Below are 26525 nucleotides of genomic sequence, written 5' to 3' on the forward strand. Positions count from 1 at the left end.
CCGTGTTTCAGCCGGCAAACCGTGCCGCGATCAGGGCTGCCAGCCGTTCTGCCACATCATTCTTGGAAAGGTCGGGCCACACATCGATGCCGTCGGCCGCGATGATGTTGACGCGATTGTGGTCTCCGCCCATCACGCCGGTTTCAGGTGAAACGTCGTTTGCAACAATCAGGTCAGCACCCTTGCGCTCCAGCTTGGCGCGACCGTTGGTCTCGACATTCTGGGTTTCCGCCGCAAAACCGACGACGAGTTTAGGCCGTTGCGCATGGTGGCCCACGGTTTTCAAAATATCCGGGTTTTCCGTCAGTGCCAGCGGGGCAGGGGCCTCGCCCGGCTGTTTTTTGATTTTTTGATCCGCCGATGCCGCGACACGCCAGTCCGCCACTGCCGCCACCATCACGGCGATATCGGCCGGCAATTGTGCTTCCACGGCCCCCAGCATTTCGGTGGCCGTTTCCACATGAACGGTGGTCACGCCAACCGGGTCAGGGATCGTGACCGGGCCGGATATCAGCCTCACGTCGGCTCCAAGTCTCGCCAGCGCCGCAGCGATCGAATGGCCCTGTTTGCCGGAGGAGCGATTGGCGATGTACCGCACCGGGTCGATCGGCTCATGCGTCGGCCCGGAGGTAACGATCACCTTGCGGCCCTGAAGCGGCTTTGGTCCAGCATCGACCATGCCGATCACCGCTTCGACGATCTGAAGCGGCTCAGCCATGCGACCGATACCCGCCTCGTTGCTTTCGGCCATCTCGCCCGCCATCGGGCCAATGAAGGATATGCCGTCCGCCTTCAGCGTCTCGACATTGCGCCGCGTCGCCTTCGCCTCCCACATCTTTGGGTTCATCGCCGGTGCGATCAGAACGGGTCGGTCGGTGGCAAGAAGCACGGCACTGGCCAGATCGTCGGCCAGACCATGCGCCATCTTCGCCATCAAATTGGCCGTTGCCGGCGCCACCAGAACGAGGTCGCAATCGCGCGCCAGCCTTATGTGGCCGACATCCTGCTCATCCTCGCGCGAAAACAGTTCGGTATAGACATGGCCGGAAGACAGCGCGCCGACGGCCAGCGGCGTCACGAATTCCTGCGCTGCCTTGGTCATCACCGGCCGCACCTCGGCACCGCGCTCGCGCAACCGGCGGATCAGGTCGAGGCTTTTATAGGCGGCAATGCCGCCGCTGATGATGAGAAGAATACGCTTGCCCGAAAGATCCATGGCTCTGCCCGCTAAAATGTTGGCCGGAAGCTAAGCCTTTGAGGCAGAAGTTGCAATCGTACGGACTGTACGATGCGGCAATAGACCGTCAGGGTCGTCTCGCCGGTGCTGCCGCCTGCGGCGTCACGCCCGGCGTGGTCAGCTTGAAATCCGCCAGTTCTTTTGGTGTCAGGTAATAGAGCCGGTCCGGCGGTGTCTCCAGCGCCTTTAGCCAGACGCCGGCGCCGATGCCCATTTCCTCCAGATGCCGGGCAATCCGTGCCGTGGTGGATTGTGCCGCCGACATTGCCTCTTCCGGCGAAGGTCGCTCGCGGCTGCCGTTGAACACCTGATGCACGCCGATCACCGCATCCTTTTCCGCGATCCGCATCACGCCGCCAGCAAACACGATCGGGCAGGAGGAAGCGCAGAGCGCCTTTTCCCTGACCCGTGTCACCAGCTTTTTCTCTCGAATGAGTTTCGACATGGCGATGGCGTCCTCCACCGCGCCACCCGGAGAATTGAGTGCCACCGTTTTTACATATTCGCCGCGCGCCTCGATCTCCGTTTTGAAACGCTCGGCCGCACCCGGATCGATCGCCCCTTCCGCCAGCAGAACGCCGCCGCCGGTGAGGTTGAAGGTGATCGGCTTGCGCAGCACTTCGGCGGGGCTTGCCGGTGCCACCGGCGGCGCATGCGGTGTGCCCTCCGTCAGAGCCGGCGGAAGAACAGGCGCATCCGTCGTCAGCGGATCGTGGCCGGGCAGGCTTGTATCCGTCCCGGTAGTGGCGACCTCATAGACATCGACGGCCAGAAACGTCACCGCCGCGCCCAGCAGCATGTAGAAGGCCGTGCGCATGATCGCGCCGTCGTCTATCGACACGAGAGCCTGTTTCAGGCTGCGGCGCTTCTTTGGTTCGGCCGTGACATTGGTGGCGATGGATCGGCTGAACTGGTTCACGGATCAGGGGCCCTTGCGCGGGTTTTTGGCTGGATCGAAGCTCGCGACATTGGTTGCGTGATGCGGGTCGTCGCCTTCCGTTGTCCGCAGATGATGCTCGTCATCTCGGTTCTCGGCCCGGTTTTCTGCCCGGTCGTCGGCTTCGTGTTCGCGGTGCGCGCGCGTGTCTGCGGCAGCTAGCGCCACCTCTTCGGCTGTCGGGGCATCTTTCACCTTCGCCTCGGCCGCCTTTTCCGAAATTGCCTTCTGCAATGCCAGCGTTTCCATCAGTTCGGCCACGGTCAGCCGTTCGGCAAAGGACATGCCTTCTTCCTGCCGGCGGATGGCGCCGTGCACGACGGCAAGGATAAACACCATGACGCCGGGCAGAAGATCGATCGAGATCGCTCCGGCCCATGCCGGAATGAAATCTGACGCATATTCCAGCACGGCTTCGGCCGGCGAAAGTGGCACGAAACGGCGCTCGGCTATCGGCGGACGTTCAAGAATTTCGTCGGCCGCTTTTGCCAGTGCTTTCGATTGCGCAGCGACGGATGCCTTCACCGTCTCCATCACCTGGTTCTGGCGGTTGACGAGGTCGGGGGCCGCGCCATCCGGCACCGGCGCGATGAAGCCGAGCGACAGGTCGTCGGCGGCACGGCGGATCGAAGGCGCAACGGACATCTGCGAAAGCTGCGTCATGACATTGGTCAGCGCCACGGCTTCCGTCGAGAACTGGTCGGCACGCGGTTCGATCGAGCCCGGCGTCGAGAGAATGCGGCGCATCGTCTCGATCCGCTTCTGGCCCTGTTCCACCAGTTCGCTGACCTGTTCACGTGAGGCGTTGATATTGCCTTCCAGCGATTTCATCTGCGCCGACATCTGGGTCAGCAGCTGTACCACGCTGCCGGAACCGGTCGTGCCGGTCAGCGAACCGGACTGGCGCTCAACAGCGGCCAGTTGCGAAAAGCGTTCGGAAGCGCGCTGGATATCCGGCAGTAGGCTTTGCGCGGCCAGCGCATTCTGGTGGGCGCGGTCCAGATCGGCAGCGTAATCTTCCACCGAACGGGACAGATGCTGTTCCACCGCAGCGGAGCCGGCAAGGGCTGCCGCATTCAGCCAGCTCGACATGGACATGATCATCGCGCAGCCTGCCGCCATCACGAACAATAGGCCCGTGCGCCCGGTGCGGCTCGTCACATGCGGGTAGAACCGCATCATGTAGGACCAGAAGGCATAGATGCCGACCGAGACCGATACGGAATAGATGATGGCGGCAAAAAACACCGCCGTCGGCGATCCATCGAGGATCGTGCGTGCGCCCAGATAGGTATAGACGCCGGAGGCCAGTGCCAGCACGGCCAGCGCAAAACGGGTCATGGTTTCGACGGCAGCGACGCCGTCAGTCAAGCGGTGCGAAGCGCCAAGCGCCATGAGGCCTCCAGAGGGCAATGGTGAGAGGAATGTATTCCTTAACAAGGAATGAAGAAGCTGGCGGAATGATGGCGGTGCGTTGCGGCAGTCGTCAATGGTCGCCGCCCGTCTTTTGCCGTGGCAATGGAGTTTCGCGATTTTCGGTTAATGGCAGGCGCTGGCGACAAGGCCGGTCGGGGGAGAAGAAAGGGAGCGCGCATTATCCCAGCCGGATATGCGGCACGCCCTTTTTCTCCACCTCGTCCAGCGCCTCGTCATAACCGGCATCGGCATAACGGATGACGCCCAGCGCCGTGTCGTTGGTCAGCGCATGGTCGAGCCGTTCGTCGGCTTCCGGGCTGCCATCGGCCACCACCGTCACGCCGCAACTGGTCATGTAACCGGCATAACCACCACCGCCGGAATGCACGACCACGAGATCGGCCATGGATGAGCACAGCATCATCGCATCCAGCAACGGCCAGTCGGCAATCGCATCCGATCCGTCCTTCATCCGCTCGGTCATGATATTGGGATGCGCCATGGCGCCGGCATCTAGATGATCGCGTGAAAAGGCGATCGGCCCCGCCAGTTCGCCGTTCGCCACCAGTTCGTTGACCTTGCGCGCCAGAGCGGTGCGCTCGCCATGGCCCAGCCACGCAATGCGCGCCGGCAATCCCTCGAACGGGATATTGTCTCGCGCCAGCCTTATCCAGTTTGTGATGATCCTGTTATCCGGAAACATCTCGATCAGCAGATCATCGATATGGGCAATATCGCTGGCCTCGCCCGACAGCGCCATCCAGCGGAAAGGCCCGATGGCGCGGGCAAACAGCGGCCGCAGATAGGCTTCGGTAAAGATTGGGATATCGAACGCGTTTGTGACGCCGCCTTCGCGCGCCTGTGTGCGGATCAGGTTGCCGTTGTCAAAAACTTCTGCGCCTGCCTTTTGGAAATCCAGCATCGCCTGAACATGATCGACGATCGAGGCACGGCTTGCCGCCATCAACTGGCCCTGACCATCCTTGCGCAGGTTTTTCACGGTCGCCAGATCCATGCCCTTCGGCACGTAACCGTAGACGAGGTCATGCGCCGACGTCTGGTCGGTCACGATATCCGGCACGATACCACGCCGAAAAATCTCCGGGTAGAGCGCGGCTGCATTGCCGACGAGACCGATGGAGATCGCACGCTTCTCCTTAACCGCCGCATCGATCATGGCCAGTGCCGCATCGAGATTCGGGGCAATCTCGTCGAGATAACCGATCGCCTTGCGTTTTGCCGCACGCTCAGGGTCGATGTCGATGCAGAGGATCGCCGCTCCCGCCATGCGCCCGGCCAGCGGCTGCGCGCCGCCCATCCCGCCAAGGCCGGCGGTCAGAATGAAACGACCCGCGAGATCGCCACCGAACCGTCGCTCGGCAATCCGCATGAAAATTTCATACGTGCCCTGAATGACGCCCTGGCTGCCGATATATTGCCAGGCGCCAGCGGTCAGCCCGCCCCAGCAGATCAGGCCCTTGCGTTCCAGCTCGTAAAAATATTCGGCCTTCGCCCATTGGCCGACGATGTTGCAATTGGCCATGATGACAAGAGGCGCCTTGGCATGGGTCTTCATCAACCCCACCGGCTTGCCGGACTGGATCAGCAGCGTCTGGTCCTCGTCCATCGTCGTCAGCGTCTCGACGATCGCCTTGTGGGATGCCCAGTTGCGCGCCGCCTTGCCGAGTGCGGCATAGACCACGAGATTGTCCGGGTCCTCACCCACCGACAGCACGTTTTCCAGAAGCCGCAACAACGCCTCCTGCCGCCAGCCTTTGGCGCGCAGTTCCGGCCCGCCGGGAATGGGGAAATCGGGGTGACGCGGATTGGGTTTTGACATGCGGGTCTCCTCCGTGTTTCGGGGGCTCAGGACTGCCTTCTCAGTTCCGTCCCTTCAGCGCGTATTTCGCAATCTCGATCCCCATCGCCTTCTCCACATAGGGATAAACACTGGGATCGAGCACGCTGGAAGACAGCGGCAAGATCTCCATCGGCACATGCAGCACGAACACTTTCATGCCGACCGACAGCTGGCCCACACTGAGCGGCTCGCCTTTGGCAGACAGCGTGGTGATCACAGAGGGGAAGGTGGCGACGCGGTTGCGGCCGGCATCCTCCACCGCCATGTATTCGTTCATCACATGCAGAACCGCTGACTTGTCGCCGGTGCCGATGGTAATGGTGCCGATATCGAAGGCTTCCGGGGTGTAGACGACGTCCTTGGCGGTAATCTCACCCTCGGCGATGATGTCACCACCGGTGGTCTTGCAGATCGCGTCGATCACGGCCGAGCCGCCACGTTTTTCCGCTTCGATGATGGCCTCGCCAAGCGTCAGTGCCAGCGAGATGCCGCCCAGCGCCGCATGGCTGCGCACATAGGAGGCTCGCAGCGGATTGCGGCAGGAGGCGATGAACCCGCCCGACTGATCGGCAGCCGTCCGCAGCACCGGCGAAATTTTTGCCGTCGCACCGCGCACGACCAGCTCGATATAACGATGGTCCTCGCGGTTGCCGCCAACGGCGGTCTGGATCATCGGTTCAGGAGAACCCGCCATGCCGATCGAACCCATGTCGCCGGTCGGGTGCGCACGTACGTCGCCCACCGCATCCACCACCTTGGTGCCGAGTACGGCGGAGGGAAGCCATGCATTCAGCGTCGAGGATTTGCCGTTCTGGCCGATGATCAGGCCGGAAAGCTTTTCGCCCAGCGTTTCCTGAAGGATCTGCACGGCGCGGATATAATCGACGCCGCGCATTTCCCAGGGCGTGGTCGAGGCGGGCGCACCGATGGCGGCTGCCGTCGCCACCCAGTCGTCGTCCTTCAATTCGTCGATCGACACCAGTTCCGGCTTGCCGACAGCGACAGCCGCATATCCCAGCATGCGGCCATGATCGGCCCAACCACCACCGCCCGCGGCATAAACCGAGCCGCCTTTGACCGCAGCTTCCACATCCTTTTCCGTCAGTATGCGTCCCATCGTGTCAGCTCTCCTCAGACAATCTCCGGTCCATGTCCTGCACGGCTTCAAACAGCACGGCCGTTCCAAGCGCGATATCGTCGGTTTCCGCCCATTCCTCGGCGCAGTGGCTGCGGCCCTCCTTGCAGGGGATAAAAATCATCGCTGCCGGCGCCACCTTGGCCATCCAGCCCGTATCGTGACCGGCACCCGAGGCCATGCGGCGATGGCTGATGCCGGCGCCATCGGCGGCCTGTTCCAGAATTGCCAGCACCTGCGGATCGCAGGGTGTCGCAACAACATCGGAAATCCGCACCGGGGCTGCGATCGTCACGCCCCAGCGTTCGGCGGTGCGGGCCGCGATGGTGTCCAGATGCGTACAAAACACCTCCATGTCCTCGCGCAGTTCCGCACGCGCATCGATCAGCATGCGCACCCGCGACGGAATGACATTGGCGGCATTCGGCTCGATCTCGAATTCACCGACAGTCGCGGTAAAATGTCCGGGCGTCTTTGAGAGTTCCAAGCCGGCCTCGCGAATGGCCAGAACGATTTCCGAGGCGGCCACAAGCGCATCCTTGCGGAACGGCATCACCGTCGTGCCGGCATGGTCGGCACGGCCTTCGATGACGATCTCGATACGGGTAATGCCGGAAATCGCCGTCACCACGCCGATATTGATGCCTTCGCGCTCCAGCACCGTGCCCTGCTCGATATGCAGTTCGAGAAAACCCTTGATGTCGGTACGGGCTTTTGCCGCATTCACGTCGCCACCCACTTCGGTTATGCCGGCGGCAAGGCTGCGGCCGTCGGCCATGCGGGTGAGCCATGCGTCCGGACGCTGCCCGGTCATGCCACGGCTACCGATGCACGAGACGCCGAAGGGACTGACTTCCTCGGCCAGAAAATCGACGATCTCCAGATCATGATCCAGTTCGATGCCCCTGTCGGCGAGCGAACGCGCCACTTCCAGCGCCGCGATCAGCCCGGCAATACCATCAAATCGTCCGCCTTCCGGCACCGTGTCGGAATGCGAGCCGATGATTAGCGTGCCACCGCCCTTTTTGCCGGGTCTGCGGCCGATCAGGTTGCCGGCATGGTCGATATGGGTTTCGAGACCGGCATCACGCATCCGCCGTTCCACATAGGCGCGGCCTTCGAGGAAGAGAGGAGAGAACGCACGTCGTGTCCATGGGCGCCCCGGTTCTGTGATGTCGGCCAGCGCCTCGATATCCGCGGCAATCCGAGACGCGTCGACCGGCAAGTTCGAATGCATGCAATATCTCCTTCCGGCACGCATACGCTTTTCATCCGGCGGCGCGCCTAAACTCCAAGTGCAAAAAAATCATCGATAGCATGGATCGGCGAAATGGCGATGAGGTCGGCCAGAAAGGCATCGGCCGAAAGGTCCGCCTCGATCGCTTCCACTTCGGCCGAAAGCGGCCGGTCCACGGTGTAGAAGGCGGCATGCCGACGCACGACATCGTAAACCAGCTTCGCCGCCCCACCCGGCCTGTCGCCGCAAATGTCCATCGCCTGAGCGGCCAGCAGTGCCTCCAGCGCCGCCAGACGTTTCAGCGCCTGTGTCTGCCGTTCGAAGCGTTCGATGACCAATGGCAGAAAGGCTGCCTCATCCTCCATGCCGCCGGACACGACCAGCGACTGGGCCGAAACCGGATTGGTCATCGACAAGACGCGCGAAAAGATTTCGCCGGCGAGTTTGATGATCGGCCCGAAACCGGTGGCGATGCGTCCATGCGGGACGAGATTGACGGGAAGATCGCGCCGCTGACCGTTGCCAAGCAAGACGCAGCGATTGAAGGCGTTGCGGGCCGCATGCGCCATGGTCAGCGAAGCGGATTCGAGCAGTACCGTCACGTCGAGGGGGAGGGAGCCGCCCGAGGTCAGCACCCGGCCATCGACGATGACGGGATTGTCGTCCGAGCGCCCTGTCGCTGCCAGCACCTTGTGTCCCGCCGTCAGCACTGCCTCGAACACCGATCCGAAAACTTGAGCGATCATGCGCAGGCTGAGCGGATCCTGCACATGCGTGGCGATGGGCCAGTCCTGTCCACCTTCCGACCAGCCGTCGGATGCGTTGCACAGCCATTTGCCGATCATCGCCTCGCGTGGTGTGCCGACATGCGTAACGGCGACCCAGGGGTCGCGTGAACCGCCCATGGCAGCCGATGCGGCCAGGCCCGTCGCCAGCATGGTGCGGATGGCGCCGGCAGCCGAACGTGTCGCCTCGGCGGCGGCGGCAAAGCTCACGGAATTGACACTCAGCGAAGCCAGACTGTCACGCGGCGCCATCCTGAACGGTTTTAAGCCCGCTTCCTCGAAGGCCTGTGCGGCCGGCAGGCGTTGACCCTTGTAATGCGCCTCGCCGACGCCGGTCAGAACCGCGCCGATCTGTCCCATCAGGCCAATATCGGCGCAGCCGATCGAGCCGGTGCGCCGCACGACAGGGATGACGTCTGCCGCCAGCAGCGCCAGATAGGCTTCCACCAGATCGGTCGAGCAGCCGACATAGCCGGTCAGCGCGGTGTTGACGCGCAGCGCCATAGCATTGCGCACGACGGCAATGGGAAAGGGCTCGCCGGTGCCAAAGTGGTGGGCGCGTACAAGGCCGAGATTAAAGGCATCCAGTTCTTCCGGCGACCACGCGACATCCTTCATGGCGCCGACGCCGGTGGTGGCGCCATAAACGGGAATGCCGTCGTCAATCGCCTTTTCCAGCACCGCACGGGCGGCGCGCACGCGAGCCAGACCTTCCGGTTCTGCGGTCACCTGCACGGCGCCCTGGCCGATCCGGATCAGTTCGGGAAAACCGAGCGGCTGGCCGGTGAGTTCGATGATGGCATGCGGGTCTGCGGCGTCCTCGGCCGGACCCTGCTTTTCGGAAATCTTCATGTCATGCACGCCGTCGGATCTTATCATCCCGTCTCCCCGTGCGCGGATCCTATCTGATCCGCGGCCCTCGCAACCGTGTCTGGCTGCGACAGGCCATGTCGTTCCTTCTTGTTCCGGCCGTCAGGCCAGCATCACCGCAATGGCCACCAGCGCGATGGCGATCACCCACAAAGCCCACCGTCCCGAACGTGTATGCCGCGCCTCGGCCTTGCCGATCGCTTCCGCCGTCTGAGGATCGAAACGCAGGCCGTGTTCGCTCATCTGCAACAGCTGGCCATGGAATTTTTCGGTCTTGGCGGCAATTTCCGGCAGAGCTTCCGCGAGCTTTACCGCCGCTGTCATGCCGTCCTTCAGGTCTGTCATGATGCGCTTGGGGCCGAGATTGTCGCGGATCCATTGGCCGACCACCGGTTCCGATGCCTTCCACATGTTGAAGCGTGGGTTGAGCATGCGTGACACGCCCTCGACCACAACCATGGTCTTTTGCAGCATGATCAGCTCGGGCCGCGTTTCCATCTCGAACAGGTCTGTCACCTCGAAGAGCAGCGCCAGCAGGCGCGCCATCGAGATGGTTTCGGCCGGCTGGCCGTGGATCGGCTCGCCGATGGCGCGGATCGCCTGCGCGAAGCTCGCAATATCATGGTGGCTCGGAACGTAACCGGCTTCGAAATGCACCTGCGCCACCCGCATGTAATCGCGGGTGATGAAACCGTAGAGGATTTCGGCGAGGAACCGTCGTTCCTTTTTGCCCAAGCGCCCGACAATGCCCATGTCGACGGCAACGATAATGCCTTGCGGATCGACGAACAGGTTGCCGGGATGCATGTCGGCATGGAAAAAGCCGTCGCGCAGCGTATGGCGCAGGAAGGACTGGATCAGCGTTTCGGCGAGAAGATCGAGATCGTGACCGGCAGCCTTCAAGGCCGCCACGTCCGACATTTTCACGCCGTCGATCCACTCCATGGTAATGACGTCGCGGCCGGTGCGTTCCCAGTCCACGTTCGGCACGCGGAAGCCGGGATCGTCCTTGGTGTTCTCGCCAATTTCGGAAAGGGCTGCCGCTTCCAGCCGCAGGTCCATTTCCAGCTTGGTGGTCTGTTCCAGCGTGCGCGTCACCTCGACCGGACGCAGGCGGCGCGAGGAGCGCATGAAGCGCTCCTGCATATGGGCGACCAGATACATGCCCTCGATATCGTTGGCGAACCGCTGGCGCACACCGGGGCGCACGACCTTGACGGCCACCTTCTTGCCCGCCACTTCGGCCGGATGCACCTGCGCGATCGAGGCGGCGGCGATCGGTTCACCGAAGGATGTGTAAAGGTCGTCGATCGGCCGACCGAGCGAGGTCTCGATCTGCTCCTTGGAAATGGCGGTCGGGAAAAACGCCATCCGGTCCTGCAAAAGGGCAAGATCGGCGGACCAGTCGACACCGACCACATCCGGCCGGGTTGCCAGAAACTGGCCGATCTTCACATAGGAAGGACCAAGCCTGGAGACGGCACGCGCGAGCCGCTCCGCACGGCTTTCCTTGATCGAGCGGGGTTTGACAAAGATGCGGGTCAGCGATTTGGCAAGCGCCAGTGCCGGCGGCATGCCCTGCGTCGGCAGCGCCGAGACCACGCCTTCGCGGACGAGAACCCAGCCGACGCGGGTCAGGCGGAAATAGGCGCCGATCGTGCTCATGCGGTGCCCTTACAGCTTCCAGCCGGAATGCAGGGCGGCAATGCCACCGGTGTAATTGGTGAAACCGACGCGCGAAAAACCGGCCGTGCGGATCATCGTCGCAAAGTTTTCCTGGTTGGGGAATTTGCGGATCGATTCCACCAGATACTGGTAGGGTTCGGCATCGCCGGTGATCATCTTGCCGAATTGCGGAATGGCCTTGAACGACCATTCTTCATAAACGCGCTCCAGAAGCGGCAGATCGACTTCCGAAAATTCCAGAACCAGCAGACGGCCGCCGCGCTTCAGCACGCGATAGGCTTCCGACAGCGCCACGTCGATACGCGGCACGTTGCGAATGCCGAAGGCGATCGTATAGGCGTCGAAGGAATTGTTCTCGAAAGGCAGCTCTTCGGCATTGGCCTCGACGAAAGTCAGGTTGTCGGCGAGCTTCTTTTTGGCGGCGCGCTCGGCGCCCACGCCCAGCATCGAGCCGTTGATATCGAGAACCGTGCCCTTGGCCTGTTTGTCGGAGGCTTCAACGATACGGAAGGCGATGTCACCCGTGCCACCGGCGACGTCGAGGAAGCGGTAATCCGGGTCCTTGCGCGGGTTCAGCGCATTGATCATCGCATCCTTCCAGATGCGGTGCATGCCGACCGACATGACGTCGTTCATCACGTCATAACGCTTGGCGACCTTGTGAAACACCTCGTTGACGAGGCCCTGTTTCTCGCCGGTATTGACCTCGCGAAAACCGTATGAGGTTTCCATGCCGCCGTCTGCCTGGGTTCGGGTGTCAGCCATGGAGCGATCCTCTTTATCTGATGCCGCCTCTAGGGCGCGTGTCTGTTCGATCCGGCCATAGCGAATGGCCCTGCCGCACACTATGTTCTTGATCACATGCGGCGTCTTGTTGCTTGGTCTATAGAGCAGTCCGCCGGACGTTGAAACAGGAAGTTAGGAACGCCATGCCCGAATTGCCAGAGGTCGAAACCGTCCGTCGAGGCCTCTCGCCGGTGATGGAGGGTGCAACTGTTACAAGGCTGGAGCTTCGCCGCGCCGACCTGCGCTTTCCCTTTCCAGAGAACTTTGCCGATCGCGTATCGGGACAACGCATCGCGGCCCTTGGCCGCCGTGCGAAATATCTGCTGATCGATCTCGATGATGGCGCAAGCATCATAGCCCATCTCGGCATGTCCGGTTCCTTCCGTATAGAAGAAGGGGCAGGCGTTGAGGTGCCCGGCAATTTTCATCACGCGCGCTCCAAGGATGAAAAACACGATCACGTCATCTTTCACCTGACGACACCATCCGGTCCGATGCGTGTCATCTATAACGACCCGCGCCGTTTTGGCTTCATGCATCTGTGGACGCGTTCCGAGCTCGATACCTATCCGGCATTTGCCGAGCTTGGCCCCGAACCCACCGGCAATATTTTGGGCGCCGATCATCTGGCCAAACGGTTTTCGGGAAAAATCCAGCCGCTGAAAAGCGCTTTGCTCGACCAGAGCAATATCGCGGGCCTGGGCAATATCTATGTCTGCGAGGCCTTGTGGCGTTCGCATCTGTCCCCGCTTCGGGCATCGGGCACCATCGTCACGCCGACGGGCAAACCGAAAAAGGAACTGGTGGCGCTGACCGAGGCCATTCGCGAAGTCATTGCCGATGCCATTGCCGCCGGTGGCTCGTCGCTGAGGGATCATATCCAGACGGATGGTACGCTCGGTTACTTCCAGCATTCCTTCTCCGTCTATGACAGGGAAGGGCAGGCCTGCCGGGCGCCGGAATGCACGGGCATCATCCATCGTGTCACCCAGGCCGGGCGTTCGTCTTTTTATTGCCCTGACTGCCAGCGATGATGCGGCGGCGGGGTGGCTCGGTGAAAAGACTCGCAATCCGGGCAAAACCGGTGAAATTGCGCGTTGACGACCGGGCCCATTAAGGCTATACGCCCCTCCACAGTTGGGAAAGCCTGATCACGGCTTCCTCTATTGCTCCCGAATTGCTGAATGGTGAGGTCGCAACGACCCTTCGCGGCGATGGTGGAGTTTTGGTTCGAATTCGTAGAGAGGCATGAGATGGCCAATACAACTTCGGCGAAAAAGGCGACCCGCAAGATCGCTCGCCGTACCGCAGTCAACAAGGCTCGCCGTTCGCGCGTTCGTGGCTTCATCCGCAAGGTCGAAGAAGCGATCGCAACCGGTGACGTAACGGTCGCAGCAGCAGCCCTCAAGGCCGCTCAGCCGGAAATCCAGCGCGCCGCCACCAAGGGCGTCATGCATGGCAACACCGCCGACCGCAAGGTCTCGCGTCTTGCCAAGCGCGTTAAGGCCCTTTCGGCCTAATCAGCGTCAAAATCGCTGTCGTGAATGAAGCCTGGTCGTTGACCGGGCTTTTTCGCGTTCCCGCTATGCGAGAATCCTTGTCCGGCTTATTTGACGAATTGATAACAAGTCGGTGACATAAAAATTCGTTGAAAATCAAATGCTTATGGAAGGAAAGGTTGCATTCCACTGATTTTTGGGGTGGCTGACCTGTCCGATTTTGAGTCAAGCGAATTTTTATTTTTTCGCTTATCGCGCGTCCAGTATTCCCCTCATTTTTGAATCCCGTTGATTCAAAAGAGATTCTCGAACAAGGACTTAAATCGATGCCGACTGGGCCAGAAGAGTCAACGGGCGCCGTTTAATTTTGCGTAAAATTCGCTGTTGATCTTGGTGAGTGATCCTGCCTAAATGGCTCTCAACAAGAGGCGCGGGGAATTGTCGGGAACACTGACAAACGCCAAGTATAGAGTGGGCACTAAGACTCTCTAGACTCTTGTGACGGAAAGTTCAGTTTCCGTTTTTTCATATAACCAGCGGTTGCACACCGTGAATTCGCAAGGATTCCGGCGCGGTTGGTTGTTGTCGAATGAGTGGGGCCGCTGGCCGGCCCCATGGAGAAAAGAGAATTCGATGCCTCATGACGAGGATGGGGTGTCACGGTCGCATCGCGTATTGATGCGGTCTGGAGCCGGGGAAAAAAGAGGGCTCCTGGTAAGTCGCGATCGGATCTTTGATCCACGGGGCATTTAAAAAATTGCTGCGAGAGGCAGGGCTCTTACGAGGAGAGACCGGCGGATCGCAATTTAACCAGTTCGACCTGGCGGTACAAAAGTACGGCCGCCGGGCGTGAGTAATATTGGAAGGCGGCACAGCAATGCAGATGAACACGGCTCCGATCCGGGCTTTTGGCGAAAGCGATACGGTACCGCAGGCGTTGGACTCGGTTTGCTCCCAGGCGGCAGGGGATAAATCTGAAATGCAGAATGATGCTCTTTTCGAGCGGTTCAGCGCGCGCCTGAAGGCGCAGGTTGGCCTTGAAGTCTATACGAGCTGGTTCGGACGTCTCAAGCTCCATTCCGTTTCCAAGAGTGTTGTCCGTTTGAGCGTTCCCACGACCTTCCTGAAGTCGTGGATCAACAACCGTTATCTCGATCTCATCACCACCATCATGCAGGCCGAGGATGCAGAAATCCTCAAGGTCGAAATCCTGGTGCGCACCGCCGGCCGTCCGGTCCGTGCCGGCGCTGAAGAGCGTCCGTCGGCTGCCGAGGCTGCACCGGCTGCCCAGCCCGTCCGCCGCCAGCCGCCGCGCGAAATCGGCCAGATCCCGGCTTTTGCTGCGCCCGTCCAGACTGCCGCTCCCTCGACCACCCGCCAGCCGTCTGCCGGCGGCCCGCTGTTCGGTTCGCCGCTCGACAGCCGCTACACGTTCGACACGTTCGTTGAAGGCCCGTCCAACCGCGTTGCCCTTGCTGCCGCCCGCACCATTGCGGATGCCGGTGCAAATGCCGTGCGTTTCAACCCGCTCTTCATCCATTCCGGCGTCGGCCTCGGCAAGACCCACCTTCTGCAGGCAATCGCCAATGCCGCCGTCAACAGCGACCGCAATCCGCGCGTCGTTTACCTGACCGCCGAATATTTCATGTGGCGTTTCGCCACCGCCATCCGCGACAACGACGCCCTGACGCTCAAGGAATCGCTGCGCAATATCGATCTCCTGATCATCGACGACATGCAGTTCCTGCAGGGCAAGATGATCCAGAACGAATTCTGTCACCTTCTCAACATGCTGCTCGACAGCGCCAAGCAGGTCGTCGTTGCCGCCGACCGCGCACCGTGGGAACTGGAATCGCTGGATACCCGCGTCCGTTCGCGTCTGCAGGGCGGCGTCAATATCGAGATGGAGACCCCGGATTTCGAAATGCGCTTCGAAATGCTGAAGCGTCGCCTGGAAATCTCGCGTCAGGACGATCCGACTCTGGATATCCCGGACGAGATCCTCGCCCACGTTGCCCGCAATGTCGCCAATAGCGGCCGCGAGCTGGAAGGTGCCTTCAATCAGCTGATCTTCCGCCGCTCCTTCGAGCCGTCGCTATCGATCGACCGCGTCGACGAACTGCTGGCGCATCTGGTCGGCACCGGTGAGGCCAAGCGCGTCCGTATCGAGGACATCCAGCGCATCGTTGCTCGCCATTACAATGTTTCGCGCCAGGAACTGGTGTCGAACCGCCGCACCCGCGTCATCGTCAAGCCGCGCCAGATCGCCATGTATCTGGCAAAAACGCTGACGCCGCGTTCCTTCCCGGAAATCGGCCGTCGTTTCGGTGGCCGCGACCACACCACGGTTCTGCATGCCGTGCGCAAGATCGAGGAACTGATCGGCGGCGACACCAAGCTCGGCCAGGAGATCGAACTCCTGAAGCGCCTGATCAACGACAACAACGCCTGATCCTTAGGCGGATTCTTTCGTCATGGCTCGGCCTGCCTCGCGCAGGGCGAGCCACAAATGCGTTATGGGGATGAAGAGCACTGCGCCGCTCAGAAACGGCAACGCAAGCGATACGTTCGGCACGCTGAGCATCATGCTCACCGCAAACACGGTGGTCGCGACAAGAGGCGCTACAGCCAGCAGCATGCCCGCTCGGAAGTCTCTCTTGTGTTCGAGAAGTTTTGCCGGTGATCCGTCGAGATAGGCTTCAGACAGCGTTATGAAACGGTAGATCGCGAACAGTCCGCTGAGGCTCGTCGGTGCTCCGATCGATCCGAGAACGAGGAAGCCAACGCTTTCATCGCCAAGCTCGCCTTTTAAGGCGTCACCCAGTAACATGCCGAGGCCTATCAGCGACATGCCTGAACAATAGAGCGTGCCCAGCATAGCCACCAGACCCATGATCGATAACGTCGGAATGGCGAGGATCGCGATTTCAACGATGTAAATCGATCGCCACAAAGGGGTATTCGGGGCTGTTGCGGTTGCTGGGCTGCCTCCGGTGCTTGTGGCGCAATTTCGGGCGATACCCAGCTTTTTTGTCCCCACGCCCCGTTCAATCGGCGCCAGTTGCGATCGGACCTGCATCTCTTCTCTCCTTTTGTTTATATAATTAGGTAATCGTCTAATCGTTTTTCTGTCAACAATTAATTGCTTGCCTAAATGATTTCGGGTAATGTCCCGTCATGTCGATGCAAATGATCTTCGAGGCGCTGGCCTCGCCGGTGCGCCGGAAAATCCTCGCTTATGTCGCCCATCACGAGATGAATGCGGGCGATATCGCCGCGCGTTTCGACATGTCGAAGCCGTCGATCTCACAACATCTGCAATTGCTGGAGCATGCCGGTCTGGTGGCCAGCGAAAAGCGCGGCAAGTTCGTGTATTACAAGCAGGTGCCCGATACGCTGGCCTCGACACTCACGGGCTTCGTGCAGGATGTATGTCCGATCGGCGGTCCGATCCGGCGTGAGAGCGCCGAGCTTGCCCGCAAGGCCAAGGCCGCCGAGGCAGAAAAACCGGCCGAATAGGGTCGGCTTTAAACTCCGGACAATCTCTCCTTGACCAGGGCCGCCTGCGGGGCGCATGTCTTGAAAAAAGCCATGCCTGAGGGACGTAAAGAATGTTTCTTCTGTCCGTAGCCACCATCTGGGCGGTGGCCTGCATCACGCCCGGCCCAAGCACGCTGCTGGTCATGCGTTATGCGCTGACGGCACCTCGCAAGGTCGCTGTCGTGGCAGCCGCCGGCACCATAACCGGCACGTTTTTCTGGGGGCTTGCCGGCTGGCTCGGCATCAATGCACTGTTCCAGGCCGCACCCTTCGCCTATCTGGCGCTGAAAATCGTCGGCGGGCTTTATCTTGTCTGGCTCGGCTTCAGGATCTTGCGCGATCTGCGGCGCTCCGGCCCGGTGGCGGAAGTGGCGGAGGGCAGGATCGCCGTGCCGCTGAAGGTGGCCTATCGCATGGGGCTCGCCACCAATCTCGCCAATCCGAAATCGGCGCTGTTCGTGGCATCCCTGTTTGCCGCCACCATGCCGGTCGGGACGCCATTCTTTTACGGACTGGCAGCCATCGCGGTGATGATCGTGATCTCGACCCTCTATTATACCTGCCTTGTCGGTCTCATCACCCATCCGCGTGTTGCCGACGGTTATCTGAAAGCCAAGAAGAAGATCGATCTCGGTGTCGGCATGGTGTTTTTGGGCTTTGGTACCAAACTGATGTTGTCGCGATAGGAGAGGGGCATGGTCAAGTCGCAGGATCCCACCAGCCGGTTTTATGCGGACAATGCCGACATCTATGTCGAGCACGCGAATGCGCCCAGCCGCGAGCGGCTCGATCCTTTCCTTGCCCGCCTTCCTGCAGGCGCAAAAATTCTCGAACTCGGCTGCGGCAACGGGCGCGACAGTGCCGAAATGCTGTCTCGCGGTTTTCGGGTGACGCCGACGGATGGCATTGCCGAAATCGCCGCCGAAGCCTCGCGCCGGCTGAAAATACCGGTCTCCGTTCTACCGTTTAACGAGATTGCCGCGGTTTCCGCCTTCGATGGCGTCTGGGCCAATGCCTGCCTGTTGCATGTGCCGCGTGCGGAACTTGGCGCCGTGCTTGCCCGCATCCATCGGGCATTGCGTCCCGGTGGTGTGTTTTATGCCAGTTTCAAGGCAGGGCAGGCGGAGGGGCATGATGCTCTCGGCCGTTATTTCAACTACCCGTCCGAACCCTGGCTGAAAGCGCTGTGCGAAACGCTGCCGTGGCAAAGACTTGCCTTCGACATGAACCATGGTGGCGCCTATGACGGCCAGCCCACCGACTGGCTGCATCTTCTGGCGGTCAAGGCTTAAAACCTCAAAAGGCCAGATCGGCCACCACGGCATCGAGGATCAACATGCCGGAAGGCGTGCAGCGAAGTCTTGAATTGCCGATGCGTTCGATAAACCCGTGTTCCAGTAAAGTCTGCTCGCGCTCCGGGTTCGGGTCGCGGCCGGAAAGCTGGCTCCAGCGGGCAAGATCGACGCCTTCGGTCAGGCGCAGGCCCATCAGCAGCAATTCGTCGGCCATCTCGTCGAAGCCGAGCTGTTCCTGCTCCACCATGCCATGGCCATGGGCCTCCACGAGGTCGAGCCAGGCCTCCGGCTTGCGCTCGGTGGCGGTGGCGATCTTGAAGGAGCCACGCGACAGGCGGCCATGCGCGCCGGGGCCGATGCCGGCATAATCGCCGTAACGCCAATAGGTGAGGTTATGGCGGCTTTCCGCGCCCGGCACGGCGTGGTTGGAAACCTCATAGGCCGGCATGCCGAAACCTGCGGTGATCTGCTGCGTCGCCTCGTAGAGATCGGCCGACTGGTCGCCATCCGGCACGATCAGTTTTCCGGCCTTGTGCAGACCGAAGAAGGGCGTGCCTTCCTCGATCGTCAGCTGGTAAAGCGACAGGTGGTCGACGGCAAAATTGATAGCCTGATGCAGTTCCTTTTCCCACTCGGCCACGGTCTGTTTTGGGCGGGCATAGATCAGGTCGAAGGACATGCGTGGAAAGATGTCGCGCGCCAGTTTGATCGCCTTCAGCGCGTCTTCCACGTCATGCAGACGGCCCAGAAACTTCAGGTCGCGGTCGTTCAGCGCCTGCACGCCCAGCGACACACGATTGACGCCGCCGGCGCGATACCCACGAAACCGTTCGGCCTCAACGCTGGAAGGATTGGCTTCTATGGTGATCTCGATGCCGTCGGGCATGTGCCAGTGTTTGGCAATGCCGTCGAGAATGGCGGATACCGTGTTGGGATGCATCAGCGACGGCGTGCCGCCGCCCAGAAACACGCTGGTCACGGTTTTCGGACCGCTCATCTGCCGCATCCATGCCACCTCCTTCAAGAAGGCGGCAGTAAACCGCTCCTGATCGACAGGCTGGTGGCGGACATGGCTGTTGAAGTCGCAGTAAGGACACTTGGCGGCACAGAAGGGCCAATGCACATAGACCCCGAAACCGGGCTCACCGGTATCGGGCAGAAGTTTGGCATGGCGATCGAGTACGGTGTCCATAGGGTGTTGTTTACGCTTCCAGGCAGGTTTCGACAAAAATCTTGAAGGCGCGGGCGCGGTGGGAAAGCGCTTCCGCATCGCCCGGCTTCCAGCCATGCTTTTCCTCAGCTGTCATCTCGCCGAATGTGGTGTCGTAACCCTGCGGCTGAAAGATCGGGTCGTAACCAAAACCATCGGCGCCCCTCGGTGGCCAGGCGATCGTGCCCTCGACTTCGCCTCGAAACATCTCGGTGTGGCCGTCGGGCCATGCAAGGCACAGCACGCTGACGAAACGGGCAGTGCGTTTTTCGGCCGTTGCCGCGCCCTTGTCCTGCAGGGCGGTTTCCACCTTCTGCATTGCCCATGGAAAATCGCGGCTGCCATCCTCGCGTTCAGCCCAGTTGGCGGTATAGACGCCTGGTGCACCGTCCAGCGCGTCGATCACCAGACCGCTATCGTCGGAAAGGGCGGGCAGGCCGGAAGCCTTGGCAGACGCCAGTGCCTTGATCGCCGCGTTTTCTTCGAATGTCGTGCCGGTCTCATCCGGCTCCTCGAATTTCAGCTCGGCTGCCGATTTCGCCGAAAAACCGAAGGGACCAATCAGGTCGGCGATCTCGCGGATCTTGCCGGCATTATGGCTGGCAACGACAATGGTTCGGGTCTCGAGCTTGCGCATGGCGGTCCTTCAAAGATTCCAGAGTTTGGGTTCGGCGCATTCCAGGCTGTTACCGGCCGGATCGCGGAAATAGATCGATCGCGCGCCGTTCGGCCAGCGAAAGTCGCTTTCGATGGAAACGCCCGCCTTGTTGAGCTTTTCGGCGATCAAGTCAATCGTTTCCGGGTTCACACGGAAACAGGCATGTCCCGCACCGGTCGTGCCATGGGTCGGAACCGGCAGCGCATCGGGGGAGGGCGGCTTGACGGTTTCGGCGCGGTTGAAGATCAGAAGAATGCCGGGGCCACAGCGGAAGAACACATGACGGTTGCCGGCCCGCAGGACTTTTTCGAGGCCGAGGAGGGTGCCGTAAAAGTTTTCCGCGGCGTCGAGGTCATCGACATAAAGTGCTGTTTCGAGAATGCCGTCGATCATCGTGTCATTCTCCGGGCGCGTTCTCCGGGGGGCGTTCGTTGCGTGCCCAGTTGGGCCAAGCCCCCTCTGGCCTGCCGGCCATCTCCCCCACAAGGGGGGAGAACACCAGCCGCAAACGCCTGTCTCAATTGAGTCTCGGCGGATCGGCTGGGTTAAGCCCTCCCCCTTGTGGGGAGGGTTGGGAGGGGACTTTGGTATTGTTCAGCCCGCAATCGCGGCCTTCTGCATGGCCACCAGTTCGGCCGTGCCGGCTGTCGCAAGATCCAGCAGCGTCAAAAACTCTTCGCGGCTGAACGGTTTGCCTTCCGCCGTGCCCTGAACCTCGACAATGCCGCCGGAGCCGGTCATGACGAAATTGGCGTCGGTTTCGGCCGCGGAATCCTCGAGATAGTCGAGGTCGATCACCGACTGACCGGCAAAGATGCCGCAGGAAATGGCGGCGACATGGTCTTTCAAAACCTTGTCCACCTTCACCATGTTGCGGGCTTCCATCCACTTCAGGCAGTCATGCAGGGCAATGAAGCCGCCGGTGATGGCCGCCGTGCGGGTGCCGCCATCCGCCTGGATGACATCGCAATCGATGGTGATCTGCTTTTCGCCGAGCGCTTCGAGATCGACGACAGCGCGAAGCGAGCGGCCGATCAGGCGCTGGATTTCCTGGGTGCGGCCGCCCTGCTTGCCGGTGGCGGCTTCGCGCCGCATGCGGTCGCCGGTGGCGCGCGGCAGCATGCCGTATTCGGCCGTCACCCAGCCCTTGCCGGAATTGCGCAGCCACGGCGGCGTCTTTTCTTCAAGGCTTGCCGTGCAAAGCACATGCGTCTCGCCGAATTTCACGAGGCACGAGCCTTCCGCGTGCTTGGAAAAATTGCGCTCGAAAGAAATCTTGCGCATCTGGTCGGTTTTTCTGCCTGAAGGCCGCATGCTTTACTCCATGAATATGGTGATCGCGTTTCTAGAACTGTGGGGCCGCTTTTGCAAAGGAAAAGCCGGAAGTCTCGTTTCTGCTTTTCCCTTTTGCCATGGCCATCGCGGCATTATATTTGCTTTGTCAGACGATGACGGTTCGCAGCGCAGGATAGGGAGAAACATGGCATTTTCGGCATCGACGGCCACGGAATCCATCCTCGACGACCGTTCGCGCGAAATCTTTCGCCGTATCGTCGAAAGCTATCTGGAAAATGGCGAGCCGCTCGGCTCGCGCAACCTGTCGCGGCTCCTGCCCATGTCGCTGTCGCCGGCCTCGGTGCGCAATGTCATGAGCGATCTCGAAGAACTCGGCCTCATCTATTCGCCGCATATCAGCGCCGGACGCCTGCCCACCCAAACCGGCCTGCGTTTCTTCGTCGATGCCTTCATGCAGGTGGGAGACCTCTCGCCGGAAGAACGCGCCAATATCGACCGTGAAGTGCGGGCGTCGGATCGCGGCCAGCCGATCGAAAGCATGCTGACCGAGGCCAGCCGCATGCTGTCTGGTGTGTCACGCGGCGCCGGTATCGTGATTACCTCGAAAAGCGATCCGGTTCTGAAACATGTCGAATTCATCCGGTTGGAACCCACCAAAGCGCTCGCCATTCTGGTCGGCGAACACAATCAGGTGGAAAACCGCGTCATCGACCTGCCATCCGGCGTCACCTCGTCGCAGCTCACCGAAGCCGCCAATTACGTCAACGCGCATCTGACCGGCCAGACCCTGCCGGGCCTGCGCAGCCAGATCACAAGCCTCAAGGAACAGGTGAAGGGCGAACTCGATGCGCTGTCGCAGGATCTTGTCGCCCGCGGCCTTGCCGTCTGGTCGGGTGACAATGGCGAAGGCAAGCCGGCGCAACTGATCGTGCGCGGCCGCGCCAACCTCCTTCAGGGGCTGGAAGGCGCGGATGATATGGATCGTTTGCGGCTGCTGTTCGATGATCTCGAAAAGAAGGACAGTCTGATCGAAATCCTCGATCTCGCCGAAAGCGGGCCGGGGGTGCGCATTTTTATCGGTTCGGAAAACAAGCTGTTTTCGCTCTCAGGCTCGTCGTTGATCGTCGCGCCTTACCGTGATGGAGAAGACCGGATAGTCGGCGCCGTCGGAGTCATAGGTCCGACGAGGCTCAATTATTCCCGCATCGTGCCGATGGTGGATTACACCGCGCAGCTTCTCGCCCGCATGTCGCGCAACCCTCTTTGAGTGGCATTGTTATCGGCTTGCCGCTTGATCGCCGCAAAGCCTTGATTTTTTCGGCTCAAACCCTGATATCGGGGCCACTTCACACGAACACCACCCGGAGACCGTCATGACCGACGAAACCAAGAACAACGGCACTGACGCGGCAGCCACCGAAAACACTGCCGAAGCCGTGGCATCCGCGATGGAGGATACGGCTGCGACCGAAGCCGACGTCGCCGAGTTTGATCCGATTGCGGAATTGCAGGCCGAAAATGCTGACCTGCGCGATCGTTTCGTGCGCCTTGCCGCCGATATGGACAATCTGCGCCGCCGCACCGAGCGCGAATTGAAGGATGCCAAGGTTTACGGCGTCACCGCCTTCGCCCGCGACATGCTCGGCGTGTCCGACAATCTTCGCCGTGCACTCGATGCCGTTCCGGCCGAAATGCGCGCTGCCGCCGATGCCGGCCTCACCACCCTTCTCGAAGGCGTGGAAATGACCGAACGCTCCATGCTGTCGACGCTGGAACGCCACGGCGTGAAAAAGATCGAGCCGGAAGGCGAAAAGTTCGACCCGAACTTCCATCAGGCCATGTTCGAAGTGCCGAACCCGGCCGTACCGAACAACACCGTCGTGCAGGTCGTACAGGCCGGTTATACGATCGGTGAGCGCGTGCTGCGTCCGGCCATGGTCGGTGTCGCCAAGGGCGGGCCGAAGGTCGACGTGGCGGAAGCAGCCGACAAGGCCTGATCGCTTCGGATACATTTACAAACAAAAAGCCCGGGTATCATCAGATACCCGGGCTTTTTGTTTGTAAAACTGTGAGGGGCCTCAGGCGGCGTTGGAAGCCTGTTCCTCGTTAAGGAAGGCATAGATGGCCGAGGCGGAATCGGTGGCGCGCAGTTTTGTGACCAGATCCTGGTCGCGCAACACGCGGGCAATGCGCGAAAGCGCCTTCAGGTGATCGGCGCCGGAGCCTTCGGGCGCCAGAAGCAGAAACACAAGATCGACGGGTTCGTCGTCCAGCGCCTCGAAATCGACAGGCGCGTCGAGGCGGGCGAACAGGCCGACGATCTGGGAAATCGACGTCAGCTTGCCGTGCGGAATGGCAATGCCATGGCCGACGCCGGTAGAACCGAGGCGTTCACGCTGCACGATCACGTCAAGGATCTCGCGCTCATTGACGCCGGTCAGTTTGGCGGCCTTTGCAGCCAGTTCCTGCAGCAATTGCTTTTTGGAATTCACCTTCAAGCTGGGGATAATCGCATCTTGCTGCAGCAGATCTGCCAAAGCCATTTCTTCTCATCCTTTTGCCACCGAGCGGGGCGAGGGGAGCGGCTTTTGAAACCGCTCCCGACAAGTCTCTCTTATCCTTTGATACTGGCGGCGTCGATCCAGCCAATATTGCCGTCGTTGCGGCGGTAGACGATGTTCAGGGTCTTTTCCGGACTACGGAACAGAAGAACCGGTTCATCGGTCATGTCGAGTGCCATCACGGCCGTCGCCACCGTCATGGTGCGCAGCTGCTTGGAACTTTCGGCGACGATGGTCGGAGCAAAATCCTCCGCCACTTCCTGGTCGTCGTCAGGAATGGAATCCATGATCGCGTAGGCGACGTCTTCATGACCATTGCCGTTGCCGGCGTGATGGTCCTTGAGGCGACGCTTGTAGCGACGCAGACGCTTTTCGATCCGTTCTGCAGCAGCATCGAAGCTCAGCTGCGGATCGTTTGCCTGACCGGCTGCGTGGAAGACCACGCCCGAGTCGAGGTGGATCTTGCAGTCTGCCGAAAAGCGCGAAGAACCCGCCTTTTCGACGATCACCTGGCTGGAATATCCCCCGTCGAAGTATTTGGTAACCGCATCGCCGATATGGCTTTCGATCTTCTGACGGAACGAGTCGCCAATCTCCATATGCTTTCCAGATACACGCACACTCATGGATTGTTTCCTTCTTGTCGTGACTTGCACGAACCAGTTTACGCCAAGCCGCGGATGCATCCAAGCTCTTCGCGCGGTGATGAGGCAAATTGCCTTGTCAGGTCATGGTTGAGGGATCAAAACTGCGGCGCATATCTCCAAGCCGATGCGGCGGGCTTCTAGCCTCGAAGGTAGGGAAAGTCAACGGCAGGTCAATTAGCAACTGATGCAATACCCTGCACGTGTGGGAAAACAGGCGTTTCCACAGGGTCGGCAGGGTTCAGCCGGTGGCGGAAATCTTGGCCATGGCGCGCTTTTCACGCCGCCTTTGCACCGACGAAGGAATGTTCATCGCTTCGCGATATTTTGCAACCGTGCGGCGAGCAAGGTCGACGCCGCCCTCCTTCAGGCTGATAACAATGTCGTCATCCGAAAGCACGGCTTCGGGTGATTCCTGCGCAATCATCTGGCGAATCCTGTGACGCACGGCCTCTGCCGAATGATTGTCGCCGCCCTCGGCGGAGCCGATCGAAACAGTGAAGAAATATTTCAGCTCGAACAGGCCACGCGGCGTCAGCATGTATTTGTTGGAGGTGACGCGGCTCACTGTCGATTCGTGCATCTTTATCGCGTCGGCCACCGTCTTGAGGTTCAGCGGACGCAGATGGCTGACGCCATGCACGAGAAACGCATCCTGCTGGCGCACGATCTCGGTCGCCACTTTCATGATCGTGCGGGCGCGCTGGTCGAGGCTGCGCGTCAACCAGTTGGCATTCTGCAGGCATTCCGACAGAAAGGCCTGATACTCGCTCTGTTTTTGCACGGTCCTTGAGACCGTCTGGAAATAGGTCTGGTTGACGAGAACCTTTGGCAGCGTGTCCGGATTGAGCTCGATCGCCCAGCCGCCATCGGCGCCTGACCGCACCACGACATCGGGCACGATCGCTTCGGAAATACCCGTCTCGAAACCGCTGCCGGGCTTGGGGTTGAGCTGGCGGATTTCGGCCAGCATATCGACCAGATCCTCGTCATCGACGCCGCAGAGTTTTCGCAAGGTGGCGAAATCGCGCTTGGCCAGCAGTTCCAGATGCTCCACCAGCGCCCGCATGGCCGGATCGAACCGGTCCTTCTGGCGAAGCTGGATGGTCAGGCACTCGGCCAGCGATCGCGCGAATATGCCAGGTGGATCAAGCGTCTGCAGCCGTTCGAGAACGGTTTCCACCGCCGCCCGGCTCGTACCCAGCCGCTGCGCAATCTCGCCCGTATCTGCCTGCAGGTAACCGGCATCATCGAGCTGGTCGAGCAGATGCTGGGCGATCAGCCTTTCCGTGGCGGAGGAAACCAGAAGCGGTATCTGCTGATTGATATGGTCGTGCAGGCTCAGGCGCCCGGCGATAAAATCCTCCAGGTCGTAACTGTCGCCGCTTTCGCCGCCCGGCATGGATTTCCACTGGCCCATCAGCTCCGGTGCGTCCGGGCGGGCCTGCGGCATGTCATCGGGGTAGACGTTTTCGAAATTGGCGTCCAGTTGTTCGGACAGGTGTTTTCCGCCGTCCTCGCGGGCTGTCTCGTACCAATCGGATGCGTTGTCGCCGTCACCGCCGCCATCGTCGGAGCCGGCACGATCCCGCTCGTCGCTTGCCGTGTCCAGCACGGCATCATTGCCTGCGCCTTGGGCATCGTTTGGCGAAAATTCGAGCAGCGGATTTTTTTCCACTTCCTGCGCGATGAACTGATTAAGCTCGAAATGCGTCATCTGAAGCAGCTGGATCGACTGCATCAGCTGAGGTGTCATGATGAGCGACTGGCTCTGTCGCAGAAAAAGGCTGGCAGCGAGGGCCATGTTGGACGCGAAACTCCCCTGACGATCTCCCGGTCGTGGGTTTTTTCCCGCGCAGACAGGCGAGAAAT

General features: G+C 60.7%; 25 protein-coding genes. 8 read left to right on the forward strand and 17 right to left on the reverse strand.

All coding sequences use genetic code 11. From position 1 onward, the window contains the following. Positions 1–7: 7 nt before the first annotated feature. The 9 genes from coaBC to ubiE form a co-directional block, all read right to left on the reverse strand. Positions 8–1216, reverse strand: a complete 1209-nt coding sequence (gene coaBC, locus J2T09_RS20355; RefSeq protein ID WP_306837837.1) for a bifunctional phosphopantothenoylcysteine decarboxylase/phosphopantothenate--cysteine ligase CoaBC — start codon at positions 1214–1216, stop codon at positions 8–10. An 88-nt stretch (positions 1217–1304) separates the two neighbouring features. Next, a complete protein-coding gene (locus tag J2T09_RS20360; protein WP_306837938.1) occupies positions 1305–2054 on the reverse strand; it encodes a hypothetical protein in 750 nt (249 codons plus the stop codon). Between the two features lie 105 nt (positions 2055–2159). After that, positions 2160–3569, reverse strand: coding sequence for a hypothetical protein (locus J2T09_RS20365; protein ID WP_306837839.1), 1410 nt, complete (start codon positions 3567–3569; stop codon positions 2160–2162). 199 nt (positions 3570–3768) lie between these two features. Beyond that, a complete protein-coding gene (locus J2T09_RS20370; RefSeq protein WP_306837840.1) occupies positions 3769–5430 on the reverse strand; it encodes a urocanate hydratase in 1662 nt (553 codons plus the stop codon). A gap of 40 nt (positions 5431–5470) precedes the next feature. Beyond that, the gene (locus tag J2T09_RS20375) at positions 5471–6568 is read right to left on the reverse strand and encodes a DUF917 domain-containing protein (RefSeq protein ID WP_306837843.1); all 1098 of its coding nucleotides are present in this window, start codon (positions 6566–6568) and stop codon (positions 5471–5473) included. Between the two features lie 4 nt (positions 6569–6572). After that, positions 6573–7823: a Zn-dependent hydrolase gene (locus tag J2T09_RS20380; protein WP_306837845.1), complete on the reverse strand. Its 1251-nt coding sequence runs from the start codon at positions 7821–7823 to the stop codon at positions 6573–6575. Positions 7824–7870: 47 nt separating this feature from the next. After that, positions 7871–9460, reverse strand: a complete 1590-nt coding sequence (locus J2T09_RS20385) for an aromatic amino acid ammonia-lyase (protein WP_306837939.1) — start codon at positions 9458–9460, stop codon at positions 7871–7873. Between the two features lie 120 nt (positions 9461–9580). Next, entirely contained in the window at positions 9581–11143 is a 1563-nt protein-coding gene (gene ubiB / locus J2T09_RS20390; RefSeq protein WP_306837847.1) for a 2-polyprenylphenol 6-hydroxylase, read from the reverse strand. A 9-nt stretch (positions 11144–11152) separates the two neighbouring features. Beyond that, positions 11153–11929, reverse strand: a complete 777-nt coding sequence (gene ubiE / locus J2T09_RS20395) for a bifunctional demethylmenaquinone methyltransferase/2-methoxy-6-polyprenyl-1,4-benzoquinol methylase UbiE (protein ID WP_306837849.1) — start codon at positions 11927–11929, stop codon at positions 11153–11155. A gap of 164 nt (positions 11930–12093) precedes the next feature. Between ubiE and mutM the strand changes: the two genes are divergently transcribed. From mutM to dnaA, 3 genes are all read left to right on the forward strand, one after another. Beyond that, positions 12094–12984 (forward strand): bifunctional DNA-formamidopyrimidine glycosylase/DNA-(apurinic or apyrimidinic site) lyase, encoded by an 891-nt coding sequence (gene mutM, locus J2T09_RS20400; protein ID WP_306837851.1) that lies wholly within the window; start codon positions 12094–12096, stop codon positions 12982–12984. Positions 12985–13203: 219 nt separating this feature from the next. After that, on the forward strand, positions 13204–13470 hold the full coding sequence (rpsT, locus tag J2T09_RS20405; RefSeq protein WP_306837853.1) for a 30S ribosomal protein S20: 267 nt from the start codon (positions 13204–13206) through the stop codon (positions 13468–13470). Between the two features lie 856 nt (positions 13471–14326). Next, positions 14327–15901, forward strand: coding sequence for a chromosomal replication initiator protein DnaA (gene dnaA / locus J2T09_RS20410; RefSeq protein ID WP_306837855.1), 1575 nt, complete (start codon positions 14327–14329; stop codon positions 15899–15901). A 3-nt stretch (positions 15902–15904) separates the two neighbouring features. Here the strand turns inward: dnaA and J2T09_RS20415 are convergent, their stop codons facing one another. Then, positions 15905–16528, reverse strand: a complete 624-nt coding sequence (locus J2T09_RS20415; protein WP_306837857.1) for a hypothetical protein — start codon at positions 16526–16528, stop codon at positions 15905–15907. Between the two features lie 104 nt (positions 16529–16632). Here J2T09_RS20415 and J2T09_RS20420 point away from each other — a divergent pair, with 104 nt between their 5' ends. The 3 genes from J2T09_RS20420 (at position 16633) to J2T09_RS20430 (ending at position 18281) form a co-directional block, all read left to right on the forward strand. Continuing rightward, complete coding sequence (locus J2T09_RS20420) at positions 16633–16968, forward strand: metalloregulator ArsR/SmtB family transcription factor (RefSeq protein ID WP_306837942.1); 336 nt, start codon at positions 16633–16635, stop codon at positions 16966–16968. Between the two features lie 92 nt (positions 16969–17060). Continuing rightward, positions 17061–17675, forward strand: coding sequence for a LysE family translocator (locus tag J2T09_RS20425; RefSeq protein WP_306837859.1), 615 nt, complete (start codon positions 17061–17063; stop codon positions 17673–17675). Positions 17676–17684: 9 nt separating this feature from the next. After that, complete coding sequence (locus tag J2T09_RS20430; RefSeq protein WP_306837861.1) at positions 17685–18281, forward strand: class I SAM-dependent methyltransferase; 597 nt, start codon at positions 17685–17687, stop codon at positions 18279–18281. 4 nt (positions 18282–18285) lie between these two features. Here J2T09_RS20430 and hemW read toward each other — a convergent pair whose 3' ends face one another. The 4 genes from hemW to rph all read right to left on the reverse strand — a co-directional run bounded on the left by hemW (position 18286) and on the right by rph (position 21466). Next, positions 18286–19476: a radical SAM family heme chaperone HemW gene (hemW, locus tag J2T09_RS20435; RefSeq protein WP_306837863.1), complete on the reverse strand. Its 1191-nt coding sequence runs from the start codon at positions 19474–19476 to the stop codon at positions 18286–18288. A gap of 10 nt (positions 19477–19486) precedes the next feature. Beyond that, on the reverse strand, positions 19487–20131 hold the full coding sequence (gene rdgB, locus J2T09_RS20440) for an RdgB/HAM1 family non-canonical purine NTP pyrophosphatase (protein ID WP_306837865.1): 645 nt from the start codon (positions 20129–20131) through the stop codon (positions 19487–19489). Between the two features lie 9 nt (positions 20132–20140). After that, positions 20141–20545 (reverse strand): VOC family protein, encoded by a 405-nt coding sequence (locus J2T09_RS20445; RefSeq protein ID WP_306837867.1) that lies wholly within the window; start codon positions 20543–20545, stop codon positions 20141–20143. A 201-nt stretch (positions 20546–20746) separates the two neighbouring features. After that, the gene (rph, locus tag J2T09_RS20450; protein ID WP_306837869.1) at positions 20747–21466 is read right to left on the reverse strand and encodes a ribonuclease PH; all 720 of its coding nucleotides are present in this window, start codon (positions 21464–21466) and stop codon (positions 20747–20749) included. 166 nt (positions 21467–21632) lie between these two features. Between rph and hrcA the strand changes: the two genes are divergently transcribed. Both hrcA and grpE read left to right on the forward strand, forming a co-directional pair. Next, a complete protein-coding gene (hrcA, locus tag J2T09_RS20455) occupies positions 21633–22715 on the forward strand; it encodes a heat-inducible transcriptional repressor HrcA (RefSeq protein WP_306837872.1) in 1083 nt (360 codons plus the stop codon). Between the two features lie 106 nt (positions 22716–22821). Next, positions 22822–23445: a nucleotide exchange factor GrpE gene (gene grpE, locus J2T09_RS20460; protein WP_306837874.1), complete on the forward strand. Its 624-nt coding sequence runs from the start codon at positions 22822–22824 to the stop codon at positions 23443–23445. A gap of 81 nt (positions 23446–23526) precedes the next feature. On the opposite strand, the gene ptsN is transcribed toward grpE, so the two are convergent. The 3 genes from ptsN to rpoN all read right to left on the reverse strand — a co-directional run bounded on the left by ptsN (position 23527) and on the right by rpoN (position 26457). Beyond that, positions 23527–23991 carry a PTS IIA-like nitrogen regulatory protein PtsN gene (gene ptsN, locus J2T09_RS20465; protein ID WP_306837876.1) on the reverse strand — a complete coding sequence of 155 codons (465 nt, stop codon included), beginning with the start codon at positions 23989–23991 and terminating at the stop codon, positions 23527–23529. A 71-nt stretch (positions 23992–24062) separates the two neighbouring features. Beyond that, the gene (hpf, locus tag J2T09_RS20470) at positions 24063–24635 is read right to left on the reverse strand and encodes a ribosome hibernation-promoting factor, HPF/YfiA family (RefSeq protein WP_306837878.1); all 573 of its coding nucleotides are present in this window, start codon (positions 24633–24635) and stop codon (positions 24063–24065) included. 259 nt (positions 24636–24894) lie between these two features. After that, entirely contained in the window at positions 24895–26457 is a 1563-nt protein-coding gene (gene rpoN, locus J2T09_RS20475; protein WP_306837880.1) for an RNA polymerase factor sigma-54, read from the reverse strand. Positions 26458–26525 lie beyond the last annotated feature (68 nt).

It is taken from the genome of Neorhizobium huautlense, from assembly GCF_030811685.1.
Classification (GTDB): Bacteria; Pseudomonadota; Alphaproteobacteria; order Rhizobiales; family Rhizobiaceae; genus Neorhizobium; species Neorhizobium huautlense_A.